Raw genomic sequence first — 17,534 nt, 5'->3', positions numbered from 1 at the left:
GCTTGGGGGAGGGTGGGCACAACGGACGGCGCCCCGTGCCGGGCCTAGGCTTCCGCGCCCTGACCCGCACCGACAGGTGCGCCGCCCCGGTGGTGCGGGTCTAGGCGCGGAACGCGGAGGCGCCGCTAGAGGGCGCCGTCCCGTGTGCCCACCCGTCCCGCCCCAGCGGGACGATTGCCCACACGGGCAGCGGCCCGAGGCGCCACACGGGCGTGGGCGCGGGTGTCGTGCTGGTTCAGGGGCCGCCCAGGATGCGGCGGTCGTAGGCCGTGGCGACCGCCGACGCGCGGTCGTTGACGCCGAGCTTGGCGTAGATGTGGGTGAGGTGCGTCTTCACCGTCGCCTCGCTGATGAACAGCTCCGCCGCGATCGCCCGGTTCGCCGTGCCCTTCGCGACGAGGGCGAGGATCTCGCCCTCCCGGGCGGAGAGCGCGGTGTCGGCCGGGGCCGGCGCGCGGACGGCGGTGACGAGGCGGGAGGCGACGGCCGGGGAGAGGACCGTGCGGCCCTCGGCGGCGGCCCGCACCGCCGCGAACAGCTCCTCGCGGGGCGCGTCCTTCAGGAGGTAGCCGGTGGCGCCGGCCTCGATCGCCGGGAGGGTGTCGGTGTCCGTGTCGTACGTGGTGAGGACGAGGACCCGGGACCGGGCGCCGCGCCGGCCGAGCTCGGCGATCGCGTCCACTCCGCCGCCGCCGGGCATGCGCAGGTCCATGAGGACGACGTCGGGGTCGAGTTCCAGGGCGAGTTCGACGCCCCGGACACCGTCGGGGGCCTCGCCGAGGACGCGGAAGCCGGAGCCCTCGGCGGCGAACATGCCGCGCAGGCCGTCCCGTACGACGGGGTGGTCGTCGACGATCAGGAGCGTGATGTCAGTCATGGCCCGCCCAACGGTACGCGAGCGGAGACCGCCGTGCCCTCGCCGGGCGCGGTCTCCACGGCGACCGTGCCGGCGAGGCGTTCGGCGCGGGCCCGCATGCCGTCGAGGCCGAACCCGCCGCTGTCGCCCGGGCGTTCGCGGCGGGCGAGCGGGTCGAAGCCGCGGCCGTCGTCCCGTACGTCCAGGGTGATCTCGTCGCCCATGTAGGAGAGGGTGACCCCGGCCCGGGCGGCCCCCGAGTGGCGGGCGGCGTTGGACAGGGCCTCCTGCGCGATGCGCAGCAGGGTCGCGGCGACCTCGTCGTGCAGCGGCGCCTCGGTGCCGGTCACGGTGAACCGGGCGTCGACGCCGGTGCGTTCGGCCCAGTCGGCGACCGTCTTGCGGAGGGCCTCGGGGAGTTCGTCGTGTTCCAGGGCGACCGGGCCGAGGTTCCGCACGGAGCGGCGGGCCTCGCCGAGGCTGTGCCGGGCGAGGTCGGCGGCCCGGCGCAGGTGCGCCTCGGCGCGCTCCGGACCGGGTGCGGCGGAGGCCGCCTGGAGCTGGGTGACGATCCCGGTGAGGCCCTGGGCGATGGTGTCGTGGATCTCGGCGGCGAGGCGGCGCCGCTCGTCGGCGACCCCCGCCTCGCGGGCCTGGAGGAGGAGCTGGGCCTGGAGGGTGGAGTTCTCGGCGAGGGCCTGTTCGAGGCGGGTGTTGGCGCGGCCGAGTTCGGCGATGGTGGCGGCCCGCTCGGCGGCCTTCTCGGCGTCCTTCTCGGCGAGGTGGGAGAAGCCGAGGGAGAGGACGGCGTTGAGGCCGAGGAGGCCGCCGAAGGCGAGCCACTGGACGAGGGAGGTGGGCGGCAGGCCGCCGGACTGGGAGCCAGCCATGGTGACGGCGGTGACGAGGATCCCGGCGTGGGAGAGCCGGCGGGGCAGCAGCTGGACGGCGTCGAAGTAGCCGACGCAGGCGTAGACCGCGAAGAACGGGTTGAGCCAGGTGAGGGCGAACGCGATCCCGGTGCGGACGGCGAAGTGGGCGACGGAGGCGGGCCCGGGAGCGCCCGGCACGAGCGCGAGCGCGGCCCCGGGGGTGCCGTCGTCCCACCCGTGGGCCGCGACGATCCGCGCGCACCGCACGTGCCACAGCACCTGGAGGAGGAGCGCCGCCCCGACCAGCGCGGCGGCCGTCACCCGCTCCGTACGGTCCATGAACAGGTCCGCCGACCCCACGGCGATCACGGTGGCGACGCCGAGCAGTCCGTACGGTCCCCAGCGGAAGAACTGCCGCCAGCGTTCCTCGATGGTGGCGGGCATCCCGCCACCCCCTCTCTACTCCCAGCGGAACCAGCGGACCGCGGCACCGGTCAGCACGGCCGTCCACAGGGCCATCGCCCCGAGCGCGGCGCCGGCGGGCCAGCCGCCCGAGGCGGCCGCGTCGAGGGCCTCGGACGCGGCGCCGAGCGGGGTGAACCCGACGATCCGCTGCAGCGTATCGGGCATGGACTGGACGGGGACCCAGACGCCGGCCGTGAACATGGAGGGGAAGAAGACGGCCGAGCCGACGGCGGTGGCGATCTTCTGGGTCCGGGACACCGCGCACACGGCCGCGCCGAGGGCCAGGGCGCCGGCGACGGCGAGCAGCAGGGCGAGCGCGTATCCCGCGAGGTTCTCCGGGAGGGCGACGCCGAAGGCGAGCCGCCCCACCGTGATCGCGAGGAGCGAGGAGACGAGCGCGGCGGCGCCGTGCAGCACGAGCTGGGCGGTGAGCAGCGTCGCGGGCCGGACGGGTGTGGTGGACATCCGGCGGAGGATGCCGCGTTCGCGGTAGGCGGCGAGGACCGGGGGCATGGCCTGGAGCCCGGACATGATCAGGGCGAAGAGCACGGACACGGGCACGTACACGTCGATGACGCGGCGTCCCCCGAGGTCCTCGGACGCCTCCCGGAAGGAGGGGATCAGGCCGAGGATCACGAGCAGCACCGTGGGCGAGACCATCACCCAGAACAGGGCGGCGGGTTCCCGGCCGAAGAGCCGGATCTCGGTGCGCAGGACGGTCACGGCGGGGCTGGAGGTGCTCATCGGTCGGTTCCCGTCAGGTCGAGGTAGGCGTCGTCGAGGGTGGCGTCGGCGACCCGGAGCTGGCCGGCCATGACGCCCTCGCGGGCGAGGAGGGAGACGAAGGAGGCGACGGTCTCCTCGGTGCCGGCGACGACCGTCCGGCCGTCCGCCGTCGCGACGGACACCGCGCCGGGCAGGGCGCGCAGTACCTCCGGGGCGATCGGGGTGTCCGCGTCGAAGGAGATCTCCTTGGCGGCGGAGGTCCGCCCGATGAGTCCCTCCGGGGTGTCGAGCGCGGCGATCCGCCCGTGGTCGAGGACGGCGATCCGGTCGCAGAGCCGCTGGGCCTCCTCCATGAAGTGCGTGACGAGCAGCACGGTCACCCCGGAGTCCCGGAGCGACTCCACGAGCGCCCAGACGTCGCGGCGGGCCCGCGGGTCGAGACCGGTGGTGAGTTCGTCGAGGACGACGACCCGGGGGCCGCCGAGGAGCGCGAGGGCGATGAACAGCCGCTGCTTCTGTCCCCCGGACAGCTTCCCGAACCGGGTCCGCAGGTGCGGGAGCAGCCCGAGCCGCCCGGCGAGCTCCTGCCGGTCGGCGGGGCGCTCGTAGAAGGAGGCGTACAGGTCGAGCGCCTCGCGGACGGTCAGCTTGGCCTGGAGGTCGCTCTCCTGGAGCTGTACCCCGAGCACCCGGGTGAGCTCGTCGCGCCGGGTGCGGGGGTCGTACCCGCACACCCGCACCGTCCCCGCGTCGGGGGTCCGCAGTCCCTCGACGCACTCCACCGTGGTGGTCTTGCCGGCGCCGTTGGGGCCGAGGATCCCGAAGATCTCCCCCTCGCCGACCTCGAACGAAACCCCGTCGACGACCTTCCGGCCGCCGTACGTCTTGTGCAGTCCCCGCACCTCGATCGCTGTCATGTCCCCCAGACTGCCGAGCGGGCGTCCTCCCGCCCATCGGCCATCGCGCTCGAACCGGCATCATCCGATCGGTGGATGCCGGGGTACGACCGAAAACCGGGTGAGCGGTGACAGGGGTGAACCGTAGGGTCGGACCTGATGCCCGAGAAACCGATCCCCCCGCGCCCCGACCGCTCGACCGTTCGCGTCCTGCTCCGCCTCTGGCCGTACGTGCGGCCCGTGCGGGCCCGGCTGTTCACGGCCGCGGCCGTCGCGATCGTCGCCTCCTGTCTGTCGCTGGTCATCCCGCTCGTCCTGAAGTGGCTGGTGGACGGCCCCGTCGCGGACCGGGACCCCGGGGGCGTGTGGCTGGGGGCGCTGTACCTCCTGCTCCTCGGGATCACCGAGGCCGTCCTGTTCGGCTACCGCCGCTGGCTGGTGGCGCGTCCGCTGTCCTCCGTGGAGGCCCGGATGCGCGCCGACCTGTTCGGCAGGCTCCAGCGCCTGCCGATCGCCTTCCACGACCGCTGGGCGTCCGGCCAGCTGCTCTCGCGCGGGACGACGGACCTGATGCTGGTCCGCATGTTCCTGGCCTTCCCCCTGACCTTCCTGCTGGTCAACGGCGTCACGATCCTCGCCGGCTACGTCCTGCTGCTGGCCCAGGACTGGGCCCTGGGCCTGCTGCTGCTCGCGCCGGTGCTGCCGCTGGTCCTCGTGTCCAACCGCTTCGAGCGCCGGTACGGGGCGGTGGCGCGCGCGGCGCAGGACCAGGTCGGCGATCTGACGACGGTCGTCGAGGAGAGCGTCCTCGGCATCCGGATCGTGAAGGGCTTCGGGCGGCACCGCAGCCAGGCCCGGGCGTTCCGCGAGCTCGCCGGACGGCTGCGCGGCACGGAACTGGTCAAGGCCCGGCTGCTCGCCATGATCTGGGCGGTCATCACCGTCGTACCGGAACTCGCCATCGGCGCGGCCCTGGTGCTGGGCACGGTGCGGGTCGCCGACGGGGACCTGTCGGCGGGCACCCTCGTCGCGTTCCTCTCGACGGCCCTGGCCCTGCGCTGGCCGGTCGAGTCGATCGGCTTCCTGCTCGCGATGAGCCAGGAGGCGGCGACCGCGACGGAACGCTACTTCGAGGTGATGGACGCGCCGGAGGAGCCGGAGACGGCCGGGACCGACGCGGCCGGCGGCACCCCGGACGGGGTCCGCTTCGAGAACGTCACCTTCCGCTACCCGGACGCCCCGGACGGGACACCGCCCGTCCTGGACGGCGTCGACCTGCACATCCGCCCCGGCGAGACGCTGGCCCTGGTCGGCGGCACGGGCTCCGGCAAGACGACGCTCACGGCCCTCGTCCCGCGCCTGCACGAGGCGACGGCCGGCCGCATCCTCCTCGACGGCGAGGACATCGCCCTCATGGAACGGCAGAAGCTCCGCGCCCTGGTGTCGATGGCCTTCGAGGAGCCGACGCTGTTCTCGGCGAGCGTCGGCGAGAACGTCCTGATGGGCGCGGAGGGGGCCGGCGAACCGGAGCTCCGGCGCGCCCTGGGCGTCGCCCAGGCGGACGGCTTCGTCGACCGGCTCCCGGACGGCACGGGGACCCAGGTCGGCGAGCAGGGCCTCAGCCTGTCGGGCGGCCAGCGGCAGCGTCTCGCCCTGGCCCGCGCGGTGGTCGGCCGGCCCCGCTTCCTGGTCCTGGACGACCCGCTCTCGGCGCTCGACGTCCACACGGAGGCCCGGGTGGAGGCGGCCCTGCGCGAGGTGCTGCGGGAGACGACGGCCCTGGTCGTGGCGCACCGCCCGTCGACGGTGATGCTCGCCGACCGGGTCGCGCTGCTCTCGCGGGGCAGGATCACGGCCGTGGGCACCCATCAGGAACTGCTGCGCACCAGCACCGAGTACGCCTGGCTGATGTCCGGCGAAGGGACCGAGAACCGATGACGGAAACCCCGGCCGACCCCTTCGACCGCGACGACCTCCCGGCACCGCGGGGGGCGACGGGAGCGCTGCTCCGGTCCCTCCTGCGCCCCCACCGCGCCCGTCTCGTGATCGCGTCCCTGGTCCTCCTGCTCCGGGAGGCGGCGCTCCAGGCGGGACCGCTGCTCGTCGCGTACGCCATCGACCGCGGGGTGCCGGCCTTCCGCGCCGGGGACCACGGGCCGGTGATCGCCGTGGCGCTCGGCTACCTGTTCTGCGCGAGCCTCTCGGGCGCCCTGCAGTACGTGTTCGTGCGCGGTGCGGCCGGGATCAGCCAGGACGTGCTGCTGGACCTGCGCGGCCGGATCTTCCGCCACGCGCAGCTCCTGAGCGTCGACTTCCACGAGCGGTACACCTCGGGCCGGCTGATCTCCCGCTCGACGACGGACGTCGAGTCACTGCGCGAGCTGCTCCAGGAAGGCCTCCAGGAGCTCATCGGCGTGGTCCTCTCCTTCGTGTCGATCTCCCTGATCCTGCTCTGGCTGGACTGGGGCATCGGCGCGGTGGCGGTGGCGAGCTTCCTCCCGCTGTACCTCCTCGTCCACCTCTACCGGGCCCGCGCGGGCCGGGTGTACGCGGAGCGTTCCACGGCGATCGCGGGCGTGATCGTGAAGTTCGCGGAGACGATGAACGGCATCCGCCCGGTCCGCGCGTTCCGTCGCGAGCGGGCCAACGACACCGAGTTCGCGCGGCTGAACCACCGTCACGAGCGCAGCAACGGCGACGCGCTCCTCGAAATGGCCCGGTACGTGGTCGGCTCCCGCCTGGTGGCGAACACGGCGGTCGCCGGCATGTGTCTGTGGGGCGCGTACCGCGTGGCGTCGGGAACGCTCGAACTGGGCGTGCTCGCGGCGGCGGTGCTCTACATGCGCCGCCTGTACGACCCGATCGACCGCCTCGGCATGTTCCTGAACTCGTACGAGTCGGCGGCGGCGTCCCTCGCCAAGATCGCCGGGCTCCTCGCGCAGGAGCCGGGGGTACCGGAGACGGCCGCGCCCAAGGAGCTGCCGCCGCGCTCGGGCGGTCGCCGGATCACCTTCTCCGGCGTCGGCTTCGCCTACCGGACGGGCGGCGAGGTCCTGCCCGCGTTCGACCTGACGATCCCGGCGGGCCAGACGGTGGCGGTCGTGGGCGCGACGGGCGCGGGCAAGTCGACCCTGGCGAAGCTCCTGGCCCGCTTCTACGACCCGACCGCGGGCAGCGTGGAGCTGGACGGCGTGGACCTGCGCGACCTCACCACCGCCGACCTGCGGCGCGGTGTGGTGATGGTGACGCAGGAGGCCTTCCTGTTCTCGGGCACGGTCGCGGAGAACATCGCGATCGGCCGCCCGGACGCGACGCGCGCGGAGATCGAGAACGCGGCGAAGGCGATCGGGGCGCACGACTTCATCACGACGCTCCCGGACGGCTACGACACGGACGTCCGCAAGCGCGGCGGCCGCATCTCCGCGGGCCAGCGCCAGCTGGTGGCCTTCGCCCGGGCGCTGCTCGCGGACCCGGCGGTGCTGATCCTGGACGAGGCCACGAGTTCGCTCGACGTGCCGGGGGAGCGGGCGGTGCAGCGGGCGATGGACACGGTCCTGGCGGGCCGTACGGCGGTGGTGATCGCCCACCGTCTGTCCACGGTCGAGGTGGCGGACCGGGTCCTGGTGATGGAGGCGGGCCGGATCGTCGAGGACGGCCGGCCGTCGGCCCTGGTGCGGGGCGAGGGGCACTACGCGGGTCTGCACCAGGCCTGGCGGGACAGCCTGGTGGGGTGAGGGCCGGCGGCGCCGGTCCTCACGGGGGCCCGGCGGCGCCGGTCCTCACGGGGGCCGGGCGGCGCCGGTCCTCACGGGGGCCGGGCGGCGCAGGTCCTCACCCGAAGCGGGCGGCGCCGGTCCTCACCGGAGGGACCGGCGCGGCTCGGCGCGGGGCCGTCGGAGGTCTCGTGGAGGGAACAGAACGCGCCACGCTGCGACGTGATGCCGTCGGCTCCCGCGTATCCCCTCCTCGCCACGGTCACCCGTGACGGGCGCGGCGGGCCACGACGCTCCCTCGGCCCGGAGACACACGTCGGATTCGGGCTTCGGCGAACGTGGGACGGCATCGAGACCATGATCGACGAAACGTCCGGTTAACGAACACGGCCCTACGAGCACCGGACGATTTCCGGCCAACTTCCCGACGCGGTCCTGACAGGTCCCCGTCATTCCTGCAACTCTCTCCCCGGTTGTTCGCACCACAGTTCACCGCTTCACCCGAACGTGCTCCACAGCTCTCCTTGCACCGCCCGGACGGACTCACCCAAGGCCGCCGGTACCCCCCTCGCATTAGGAGTCTGCGTGAGATCCACGCCCAGCCGCCGCGCCACCGCGACCGGCGCTCTGATCGCCGCCGCCGCCATGCTCACCATCGGTGTGCAGGCCGGCACCGCCTCCGCCGGCACCGACACCTTCGCCGCGGCCCCCAAGGCGCTGTCCGCCGGCAAGGCCAACCCCGGCAAGCTCCCGGCCGACCTCTCCCCCGCCCAGCGCTCCGCGCTCATCAAGGCGGCGGACGCGGACAAGGCCGCCACGGCCAAGTCCCTCGGCCTCGGCGCCCAGGAGAAGCTGGTCGTCCGTGACGTCGTCCAGGACCGCGACGGCACGACCCACACGCGCTACGAGCGCACCTACGCCGGACTGCCCGTCCTCGGCGGTGACCTGATCGTCGCCGAGACCAAGGCCGGCGCCACCACCGGCGTGATCAAGTCCAACCGCGCCGAGCTCAAGAACGTCGACCTCGCCGCCGCCGTGGCCCCGGCCGCCGCGGAGAAGCAGGCCGTCGGCCGCGCCGCCGCGGAGGGCTCGAAGAAGGCCGCCGCCGACCGCGCCCCGCGCAAGGTCGTCTGGATGGCCCAGGGCGCGCCCGTCCTCGCGTACGAGACCGTCGTCGGCGGCCTCCAGCACGACGGCACCCCGAACGAGCTGCACGTCGTGACGGACGCCAAGACCGGCGCGAAGCTCTACGAGTGGCAGGGCGTCGAGAACGGCATCGGCAACACGCAGTACAGCGGCCAGGTGACCCTCGGCACCGCGCCCTCGTACACGCTGACCGACACCGGCCGCGGCAACCACAAGACGTACAACCTCAACGGTGGTTCGTCCGGCACCGGGACGCTGTTCACCAACACCACGGACACGTGGGGCAACGGCCTCCCCTCCAACAAGGAGACGGCCGGCGCCGACGCCCACTACGGCGCCGCGCTCACCTGGGACTACTACAAGAACGTGCACGGCCGCTCCGGCATCCGCGGTGACGGCGTCGGCGCGTACTCCCGGGTCCACTACGGCAACGCCTACGTCAACGCGTTCTGGCAGGACAGCTGCTTCTGCATGACGTACGGCGACGGCTCGGGCAACAGCAAGCCGCTCACGTCCATCGACGTGGCCGCCCACGAGATGACGCACGGCGTCACCGCCGCCACCGCCAACCTGACCTACAGCGGCGAGTCCGGCGGCCTCAACGAGGCCACCTCGGACATCTTCGCGGCGGCCGTCGAGTTCTACGCCAACAACGCCAACGACAAGGGCGACTACCTCGTCGGCGAGAAGATCGACATCAACGGCAACGGCACCCCGCTGCGCTACATGGACAAGCCGAGCAAGGACGGCGCGTCGAAGGACGCGTGGTACTCCGGCATCGGCTCGATCGACGTCCACTACTCCTCGGGCCCGGCGAACCACTTCTTCTACCTGCTCTCCGAGGGCAGCGGCGCCAAGGTCGTCAACGGCGTGAGCTACGACTCGCCGACCTCCGACGGCCTGCCGGTCACCGGCATCGGCATCGACAAGGCCCGCCTGATCTGGTTCAAGGCGCTCACCACCAAGTTCGGCTCGTCGACCAACTACGCCGGCGCCCGCACGGGCACCGTCGCGGCGGCCACCGAGCTGTACGGCGCGGGCAGCGCCGAGGTCACGGCCGTCGAGAACGCCTGGGCCGGGATCAACGTCGGCTCCCGCCCCGGCGGCCCCGGCGGCGGCACGGTCTTCACCAACGACGCCGACGTCTCCATCCCGGACAACGGCGCCGCGGTCACCTCGTCCCTGACGGTCTCCGGTGTCGCGGGCAACGCGCCCTCGACGCTCAAGGTCGGCGTGGACATCGTCCACACCTACATCGGTGACCTGATCGTCGACCTGATCGCCCCCGACGGCTCGGTCTACAACCTCAGCAACCGGGCCGGCGGCAGCGCGGACAACATCAACCAGACCTACACCGTGAACGCCTCCTCCGAGGTCGCCAACGGCGTCTGGAAGCTCCGCGTCCAGGACAAGGCGTCGATCGACACCGGCTACATCAACAGCTTCAAGCTGACCTTCCCGTAAGGCCGGAACGAAGCAACGGGCGCCCGGAGGGAACCTTCCCTCCGGGCGCCCGCCCGTCTGCATACCCTGAACGGCATGATCAGGGTGCTGCTTGCGGACGACGAGACGATGATCAGGGCCGGGGTGCGGGCCATCCTCGGCAGCGACCCCGGCATCGAGGTGGTGGCCGAGGCCGGTGACGGACACGAGGCCGTGGAGCTCGCCCGCGAGCACCGCCCCGACGTGGTCCTGCTCGACATCCGGATGCCCCGGCTCGACGGGCTCGGCGCGGCCGAGGAGCTGCGCACGGCGGTGCCGGGCGCGGCCGTCGTCATGCTCACCACCTTCTCCGAGGACACCTCCATCGCCCGGGCGCTGGGCAGCGGCGTGAGCGGCTTCCTCCTCAAGTCCGGGGACCCCCGCGAACTGATCGCCGGGATCAGGGCGGTGGCCGGCGGCGGCGCGGCCCTCTCCCCCACGGTCGCCCGGCGGGTCATCGACACCCTCGGCGGCGAGAGGTTCACCCGCGCGGCCCGTGCCCGCTCCCGCCTGGAACCGCTCACGGGCCGGGAGCGCGAGGTCGTCGCGCTCCTCGGCGCCGGACTCTCCAACCAGGAGATCGCCGACCGCATGTACGTCGTCGAAGGCACCGTCAAGGCGCACGTGAGCGCCGTCCTCGGCCGGCTCGGGCTGCGCAACCGGGTCCAGCTGGCCGTCCTGGCGTACGAGGCGGGCCTGGTCCCCGATGCGTGAGCGGGCCCGTGAGCACCTCTTCGACCTGGGGCTCTGGCTGCTGCTGTGCGTGCCCGTGCTGCTGAAGTCGGACCCGAACGACGGCGGGAGCTGGCCCGAGGTCGTCGTGGGCGTGGTGCTCCTGGGCGGCTGCGCGGCGGTCGCCCGGCGGTGGCCGCCGGTGCCGGTCGCCGTCGTGGCCGCGGTGAGCCTGTCCTCCACCCTGGAACTGTTCACCGCCTCGTACAGCCCGGCGCTCCTCGCCTTCGGCTATCTCGCCGGGAGGCGGCAGGAGCGGACCCGGGCGGCGCTGTGGCTGTTCGGCGCGGTCGCCGCGGCGGGGCTGCTCCTGACGACGGTCACGGGCACCTCCCTCGGCCAGTGGTTCACGCTGCTGCTCACGCTGGCCCTCGCGGTCGTGGCGCCCTGGCTGATCGGCCGGTACGTGCGCCAGTACGACCGGCTGGTGCGCAGCGGCTGGGAGCTCGCCGACCGGATGGAGCGGGAGCAGGCGGCCGTCGCCGACCGGGAGCGGCTGCGGGAACGGTCACGGATCGCGGGCGACATGCACGACTCCCTCGGCCACGACCTGGCCCTGATCGCCGTCCGGGCGGGCGTCCTGGAGGTCGACCCGGGGCTCGGCCCCGCGCAGCAGCACGCGGCCGGCGAGCTGCGGCGCGCCGCGGCCGACGCCACGGCCCGGCTGCGGGACATCATCGGGGTGCTGCGGGAGGACGGCGCCGGGGCGCCGACGACCCCGCCCGGGGAGACGGTCGAGGAGCTGACGGCCCGGGCCCGCGCGTCGGGCCTCGACGTGACGCTCACCCCGGCGCCGGTGCCGACCCTGCCGGGGATGTCGGGCCTCGCCCTGCACCGGGTCGTCCAGGAGGGCCTGACGAACGCGGCCAAGCACGCGCCGGGCGCGGCGGTCTCGGTCGAGGTCGCCCAGGACGCGGCGGACGTCCGGGTCCGGCTGGTCAGCGGCCCGGGCACGGCGGGCGCGGCGGGGCCCTCCGGCGGGACCGGGCTCGTCGGGCTCGACGAGCGGGTGCGGCTGGCGGGCGGTGCGCTGGCGCACGGGGTCACCGGGGACGGCGGGTTCCTCCTGGAGGCCGTCCTGCCCCGGAACCCCCCGGCGCCGCTGCCGGCCGCGCCGACCTCGGCGCGGGAGCTGGACCGGGCCCGCCGTGAGGTCCGCAGGGGCCTCGCGCGGGCGATCTGGATCCCGCTGGCGCTCCTCGGCGGGCTCGGCCTGCTGATGGCGGGGGTCGCCCTCTGGACCCAGCACCAGTCGTACCTGGAGCCGGAGGACTACGCCCGGACGCGGATCGGGCAGTCGCTCGCGGAGCTCTCCGGCGACCTGCCCGACCGCCCGCTGGACGCCCCGCCGGCGCGCGCCCCGGCGGAGCCGCCCGGCATGGACGAGTGCCGGTACTACCGGTCCACGATGCTTGCCGCGATCCCGGTGTACCGGCTCTGCTTCGCCGGCGGGCACCTCGCCGACCGGGCCGAGGTGCCCTAGGGGACGGCGCTACCGCAGCAGCACTCCCGCGCCCTCCCCCGAGGTCTCCTCCGGAAGGGCGACGAGGCCGAGTTCGGCCGGGTGGGCGAGCAGGGGGTGGGCGGGCAGGACGCGGACGGTGCAGCCGAAGGAGCCGGTCCGGTCGAGCTCCAGGGTGCCCGCGTAGGGCAGCCGTCCCTCCAGGTCGGGGCCGCCGGCCGGCTTGAGGGTGACGGTACGGGTGGCGGCGAGGGTGTCGTCGGCGTCGACCCGGCCGGTGACGGCCTGCACCTCGACGTCGTCCGGGCCGAGCGTCCCGAGCGCGACCCGCACGCGGACGACGGGCGTGGCGCCCAGCTCGGCGTCGGCGAGGTCGTCCGCGAGTCCGTCGCCGACCTCGACGTGGTCGACGGTCACCCGGGGCCAGGCCTCCCGGACCCTGGCCTTCCAGGCGGCCAGGTCCCGCGCCCGGTCCGGGGTCAGCGCCCGGCGGGCGCCGGCGGCGGGCACGTACAGCCGCTCGACGTACTCGCGGACCATCCGGTCGGCGAGGACCTTCGGGCCGAGGTCGGCGAGGGTGCGCTGGACCATGGCCGTCCAACCGGCCGGCACCCCGTCGGGGCCCCGGTCGTAGAAGCGGGGCGCGACCCGGCGCTCGATCAGCTCGTAGAGGGCGGCGGCCTCCAGGTCGTCGCGGCGGTCCTCGTCGGCGGCGGCCGCGCCGTCGGCGGTGGGGATGGCCCAGCCGAAGTCCGGCCGGAACCACTCGTCCCACCAGCCGTCGAGGACGGAGAGGTTGAGGCAGCCGTTGAGGGCGGCCTTCATGCCGCTGGTGCCGCAGGCCTCCAGGGGGCGCAGCGGGTTGTTGAGCCAGACGTCGCAGCCGGGGTAGAGGCCGCGGGCCATCTCCATGCCGTAGTCGGGCAGGAAGACGATCCGGTGCCGGACGCGGGGGTCGTCGGCGAACCGGACGAGTTCCTGCACGAGCCGCTTCCCGCCGTCGTCCGCCGGGTGGGCCTTGCCCGCGACGACGAGCTGCACGGGCCGCTCGGGGTGGAGGAGCAGCGCCCGCAGCCGGTCCTTGTCCCGCAGCATCAGGGTGAGCCGCTTGTACGAGGGGACGCGGCGGGCGAAGCCGATGGTGAGGACGTCGGGGTCGAGGACGGTCTCGGTCCAGCCGAGTTCGGCGGCGGCGGCGCCGCGCTGCCGCCAGGAGGCCCGCAGCCGCTCCCGTACGTCGGTGACGAGCCGTTCGCGCAGGGTGCGGCGCAGCTCCCAGAGCTCACGGTCGCCCGCGTCCGGGGAGCGGCGGGTGACCTCGGGGGCGACCCAGGTGGGGGCGTGGACGCCGTTGGTGACGGAGGTGACGGGCACCTCGTCGGTGTCGAAGCCCGGCCAGAGTCCGGCGAACATGGAGCGGCTGACGGCGCCGTGGAGGGTGGAGACGCCGTTGGCGCGCTGGGCGAGGCGCAGGCCCATGGCGGCCATGTTGAAGACGCCGGGCTCGCCGCCGAGCCGGGTCTCGTCGCCGAGGGCGAGGATCCGGCCGAGGTCGACGCCGGGGAGGGCGCCGTCCTCGCCGAGGTGGCGGGCGACGAGGGCCCGGTCGAAGCGGTCGATGCCGGCCGGGACGGGGGTGTGGGTGGTGAAGACGGTCCCGGCCCGGACCGTCTCCAGGGCGCTGTCGAAGTCGAGCCCCTCGCCCTGGAGTTCGCGGACGCGTTCGAGGCCGAGGAAGCCGGCGTGGCCCTCGTTGGTGTGGAAGACCTCGGGCTCGGGGTGGCCGGTGAGCCGGGTGTAGGTGCGGACGGCGCGGACGCCGCCGATGCCGAGGAGCATCTCCTGGAGGAGCCGGTGCTCGCTGCCGCCGCCGTACAGCCGGTCGGTGACGGACCGTTCGCCGGGGGCGTTCTCCTCGACGTCGGAGTCGAGCATGAGGAGCGGCACGCGGCCGACCCGGGCGATCCACAGGTGGGCGTGGAGGCTGCGGCCGCCGGGCAGCGCGAGGGTGATCCGGGCGGGGGTGCCGTCGTCCTCGCGGAGCAGGGCGACGGGCAGCTCGCCGGGGTCGAGGACGGGGTACTGCTCCTGCTGCCAGCCGTCCCGGCCGAGGGACTGCCGGAAGTAGCCGTGCCGGTAGAGCAGGCCGACGCCGATCAGCGGGACGCCGAGGTCGCTCGCGGACTTGAGGTGGTCGCCGGCGAGGATGCCGAGGCCGCCGGAGTACTGGGGCAGGGCGGCGGCGACGCCGAACTCGGGCGAGAAGTAGGCGACGGCGGCCGGGGCGTCGCCGGGGCGGCCCTGGTACCAGCGGGGGGCGTGCAGATAGCGGTCGAGGTCCTCGGCGGCGGTGCGCAGCCGGGCCAGGAACTCCTGGTCGGCGGCGAGCGCGGCGAGCCGGGGCGCTTCGAGGGCGCCCAGGACCCGGACGGGATCGGTGCCGGCCGGGCCCTCGGGGGCCAGGGACGCGAAGAGCTCGCGGGTCGGCTCGTGCCAGGACCACCGCAGGTTGTGCGCGAGGTCGGCGAGGGGTCGAAGGGTGTCGGGGAGGACGGGACGCACGGTGAATCGACGGATTGCCTTCACGTTGTCCACCTTCGCAGGCGAGTGCGGAGCGGAGCGGGCACACCACGCTGTGTGCCACCGGCAAGACGGTAGGGCCTCTCCGCCCGGCGGGCCACGGGGCGTCAGGGGGACGGGACCGCGGCCTCGTAGGGGGAGCCCTGGTTGACGGTGGCCGGGTCGAAGGCTCCGGTGGCGGCGTACCGTCCGGCGATGGCGGCGAGCTCCTCGGCGGGGATGACCTGGTGGATGTCGCTGAAGCCCTGGGGGGCGCGGGCGTGGGCGAGGTTGATGACGACCTCGGGGCCGAGCTGCCGGTTGGCGTGCTGGAGGGCGGTCATGGCGGGGCGGCGCTCCCGTTCGTACGCGGCGAGGCCCTCGGCGGGGTCGGCGTGCCGGGCGAGGGCGTGGGCGAGCGCGCGGGCGTCGACGATCGACTGGGTGGCGCCGTTCGAGCCGATGGGGTACATGGCGTGGGCGGCGTCGCCGATGAGGGTGGTGCGGCCGTGGGTCCACCGGTCGAGGGGTTCGCGGTCGACCATCGGGTACTCGTGCGCGGTGTCGGCGGCGCGCAGCACTTCGGGGAGGCTGACGCCGTCGAACTCCCAGCCCTCGTAGTGCGGGAGGAAGGCGTCGACGGGGACGGCGCGGTCCCAGTCGCCCCGCGGGCCGTCCTCGCGGGCGGCGCCGGGGGTGTCGGCGGGGCGGGCGAGCGCCCAGTTGACGAGGACCTCCCGGCCGGGTCCGGTGGGCCGGCCCATGGGGTAGACGACGGCCTTCTGCCGGTCGTCGCCCGCGATGAGCATGAAGGAGCCGACGGCCCGCGCGGGCATGCGGGACACTCCCCGCCACACGAGCATCCCGTTCCACGGGGGTCCGCCCTCCGCCGGGTTCAGCGCGGCGCGGACGGCGGAGCGGATGCCGTCGGCGCCGACGAGGACGTCGGGTTCGAGGGAGGCCCGGCCGCGGACGGGCCCGTCGCGGTGCTCCAGGCGCAGCCGGGGCCGTCCGTCCGGGAGCAGTTCGAGGCCGGTGACCTTGACGCCGGTGACCAGGGCTGCGGCGCCGAGCCGGGCGCGGACGGCGCCGGCCAGGACCTGCTGGAGGTGGCCGCGGTGGACGGACAGCTGGGGCCAGCGGTAGCCGGCGCCGAGGCCGCGGGGTTCGCGGGATATCAGGCCGCCGGAGCGGTGGTAGTAGCGCAGTTCCCGGGTGCGCAGGGCGCCGGCCTCCAGGGCGTCGAGCAGGCCGAGCGCGTCGAGTTCGCGGACGGCGTTCGGCATCAGGTTGAGTCCGGCGCCGACGGGGCGGATGGCGGCGGCGGCCTCGACGACCGTGACCCGCTCGAATCCGGCGTTGTGCAGGGCGAGGGCCGCGGTGAGCCCGGCGATGCCGCCGCCGGCGATCACGATGTGCGGGCTGCTGTGGCCGTAGGGGGGTCCGTACGGGGTGTGGGGGGACATCTCGACTCCTTCGGCGCCGGGGGGCTGTCCTACGCGGCCGTCGGGCCGACGGGGGCCCCGGCGGGACGGCGCCGCGCGGTCGCGCGGCGCACCATGGTCTCGTTCTCCCTGGTCAGGTCCAGGATGGAGCGCAGCAGCGCGACGGGGGCCCCGCCGCTGCCCTCCTCGTACAGCCGCACCTCGTCGCTGTACGCCTTGCGGGCGATGCCGAGGTGCCGGGCCCGGAAGGTCTTCAGGATCCGCAGGACGCGGCCGAGCGCCTCGGCCGCGTCGTGGAGCGCGGGGGGCAGCCGGTCGGCGCCCTCCCAGCTGACGGCCGCCGACAGTTTGGAGACGGCGGAGATCCCGCCGCGGTACCGGGCGTGGAAGGCGCGCCAGGACGGCAGGGCGTACGGCAGGGACTCGGCGAGGAAGGCGTCGTAGGCGGAGTCGGAGCGGTCGCACTGCCACAGCGTCAGGTCGACCAGCCAGAGCGGGACCTGCGCGGCGGCCGGGCCGAGGTAGTCGCGGCCGTCGATCTCGACCTCCTCGAAGTACGGGCGGAGGGTGACGGCGAAGTAGGCGGGCGGGACCTTCGCGACGGTGAGGTCGATGGCGTCGACCATCGCGCGGAGGTGGCCGGCGACGCGGTGGAGGGCGGCGGCGAAGCCGGAGTCGTACGGTTCGAGGCGGGCGACGCGGGCGCAGTCGTCGAGGGCGGCGACGAGTCCGGGGAAGACCATCCGGACGGCGTCCTGGAGGTGGGCCTCGGTGGAGTGGCCGGTGTAGGTGCGGCGGCGGCGGCCCGTGGGGTTCCAGGTCGTGTAGTGGTGGACGGTGTCCCGGGGGATCATGTCCGTGCGGCGGCCGAGGAGTTCCAGGACGGGCAGCGCCTCGGGCACGGCGGCGAGGGGCTGGACGCCGTGCCGTTTGAGGGAGCCGAGGAGGATGCCGAGGTCCCGCATCGCGGCGAGGGCGCCGCCGACGTTCCAGTGCGCGGCCCGTTCGAGGTCGGGGACCAGGGCGCGCAGGGCGACGGTGAGCGCGGCGGTGTCGGCGCGCGCGTTCATCGCGGGCACCGCGGCGAGCAGGGCGTCGGCGCCCAGCGGGTCGGCCGCGCGTATCTCCTCGGTCGTGTGACGCGGGTCGCCGAGCAAGTCGGGGCTCCTTACTTCCGGGG

The 17,534-nt window shown here is 74.5% G+C and carries 12 protein-coding genes; 5 read left to right on the top strand and 7 right to left on the bottom strand.

All coding sequences use genetic code 11. The features are described from left to right. Positions 1 to 235 precede the first annotated feature (235 nt). From ACFV2S_RS34075 to ACFV2S_RS34060, 4 genes are read right to left on the bottom strand one after another with little or no spacing between them, the layout of a single operon-like run. Positions 236 to 877 (bottom strand): response regulator, encoded by a 642-nt coding sequence (locus tag ACFV2S_RS34075; protein WP_385568519.1) that lies wholly within the window; start codon positions 875 to 877, stop codon positions 236 to 238. Then, complete coding sequence (locus ACFV2S_RS34070; RefSeq protein WP_385568514.1) at positions 874 to 2,172, bottom strand: sensor histidine kinase; 1,299 nt, start codon at positions 2,170 to 2,172, stop codon at positions 874 to 876. The genes ACFV2S_RS34075 and ACFV2S_RS34070 overlap by 4 nt, the downstream gene beginning before the upstream one ends. A gap of 15 nt (positions 2,173 to 2,187) precedes the next feature. After that, on the bottom strand, positions 2,188 to 2,937 hold the full coding sequence (locus ACFV2S_RS34065; protein ID WP_385568510.1) for an ABC transporter permease: 750 nt from the start codon (positions 2,935 to 2,937) through the stop codon (positions 2,188 to 2,190). After that, positions 2,934 to 3,836, bottom strand: a complete 903-nt coding sequence (locus tag ACFV2S_RS34060; protein ID WP_385568506.1) for an ABC transporter ATP-binding protein — start codon at positions 3,834 to 3,836, stop codon at positions 2,934 to 2,936. Before ACFV2S_RS34060 ends, ACFV2S_RS34065 begins: the two co-directional genes overlap by 4 nt. Before the next feature lie 138 nt (positions 3,837 to 3,974). Between ACFV2S_RS34060 and ACFV2S_RS34055 the strand changes: the two genes are divergently transcribed. The 5 genes from ACFV2S_RS34055 to ACFV2S_RS34035 all read left to right on the top strand — a co-directional run bounded on the left by ACFV2S_RS34055 (position 3,975) and on the right by ACFV2S_RS34035 (position 12,371). Further along, a complete protein-coding gene (locus tag ACFV2S_RS34055) occupies positions 3,975 to 5,753 on the top strand; it encodes an ABC transporter ATP-binding protein (protein WP_385568503.1) in 1,779 nt (592 codons plus the stop codon). Continuing rightward, complete coding sequence (locus tag ACFV2S_RS34050; protein ID WP_385568499.1) at positions 5,750 to 7,549, top strand: ABC transporter ATP-binding protein; 1,800 nt, start codon at positions 5,750 to 5,752, stop codon at positions 7,547 to 7,549. The genes ACFV2S_RS34055 and ACFV2S_RS34050 overlap by 4 nt, the downstream gene beginning before the upstream one ends. Positions 7,550 to 8,113: 564 nt before the next feature. Further along, complete coding sequence (locus ACFV2S_RS34045) at positions 8,114 to 10,138, top strand: M4 family metallopeptidase (RefSeq protein WP_385568496.1); 2,025 nt, start codon at positions 8,114 to 8,116, stop codon at positions 10,136 to 10,138. Between the two features lie 75 nt (positions 10,139 to 10,213). Beyond that, positions 10,214 to 10,870, top strand: coding sequence for a response regulator (locus ACFV2S_RS34040; RefSeq protein ID WP_385568492.1), 657 nt, complete (start codon positions 10,214 to 10,216; stop codon positions 10,868 to 10,870). Next, positions 10,863 to 12,371 (top strand): sensor histidine kinase, encoded by a 1,509-nt coding sequence (locus tag ACFV2S_RS34035; protein ID WP_385568487.1) that lies wholly within the window; start codon positions 10,863 to 10,865, stop codon positions 12,369 to 12,371. Before ACFV2S_RS34040 ends, ACFV2S_RS34035 begins: the two co-directional genes overlap by 8 nt. A gap of 9 nt (positions 12,372 to 12,380) precedes the next feature. Here ACFV2S_RS34035 and glgP read toward each other — a convergent pair whose 3' ends face one another. From glgP to ACFV2S_RS34020, 3 genes are all read right to left on the bottom strand, one after another. Further along, complete coding sequence (glgP, locus tag ACFV2S_RS34030) at positions 12,381 to 14,936, bottom strand: alpha-glucan family phosphorylase (RefSeq protein ID WP_385568482.1); 2,556 nt, start codon at positions 14,934 to 14,936, stop codon at positions 12,381 to 12,383. Between the two features lie 101 nt (positions 14,937 to 15,037). Beyond that, positions 15,038 to 16,375 carry an FAD-dependent monooxygenase gene (locus ACFV2S_RS34025; RefSeq protein WP_385568477.1) on the bottom strand — a complete coding sequence of 446 codons (1,338 nt, stop codon included), beginning with the start codon at positions 16,373 to 16,375 and terminating at the stop codon, positions 15,038 to 15,040. 29 nt (positions 16,376 to 16,404) lie between these two features. Then, entirely contained in the window at positions 16,405 to 17,511 is a 1,107-nt protein-coding gene (locus ACFV2S_RS34020; protein WP_385568472.1) for a monodechloroaminopyrrolnitrin synthase PrnB family protein, read from the bottom strand. Positions 17,512 to 17,534: the final 23 nt, after the last annotated feature.

The organism is Streptomyces sp. NPDC059695, from assembly GCF_042733785.1.
Taxonomy (GTDB): domain Bacteria; phylum Actinomycetota; class Actinomycetes; order Streptomycetales; family Streptomycetaceae; genus Streptomyces.
Note: the sequence above shows the minus strand (reverse complement) of the source record. Positions and strands in the feature narration are given on the sequence as shown.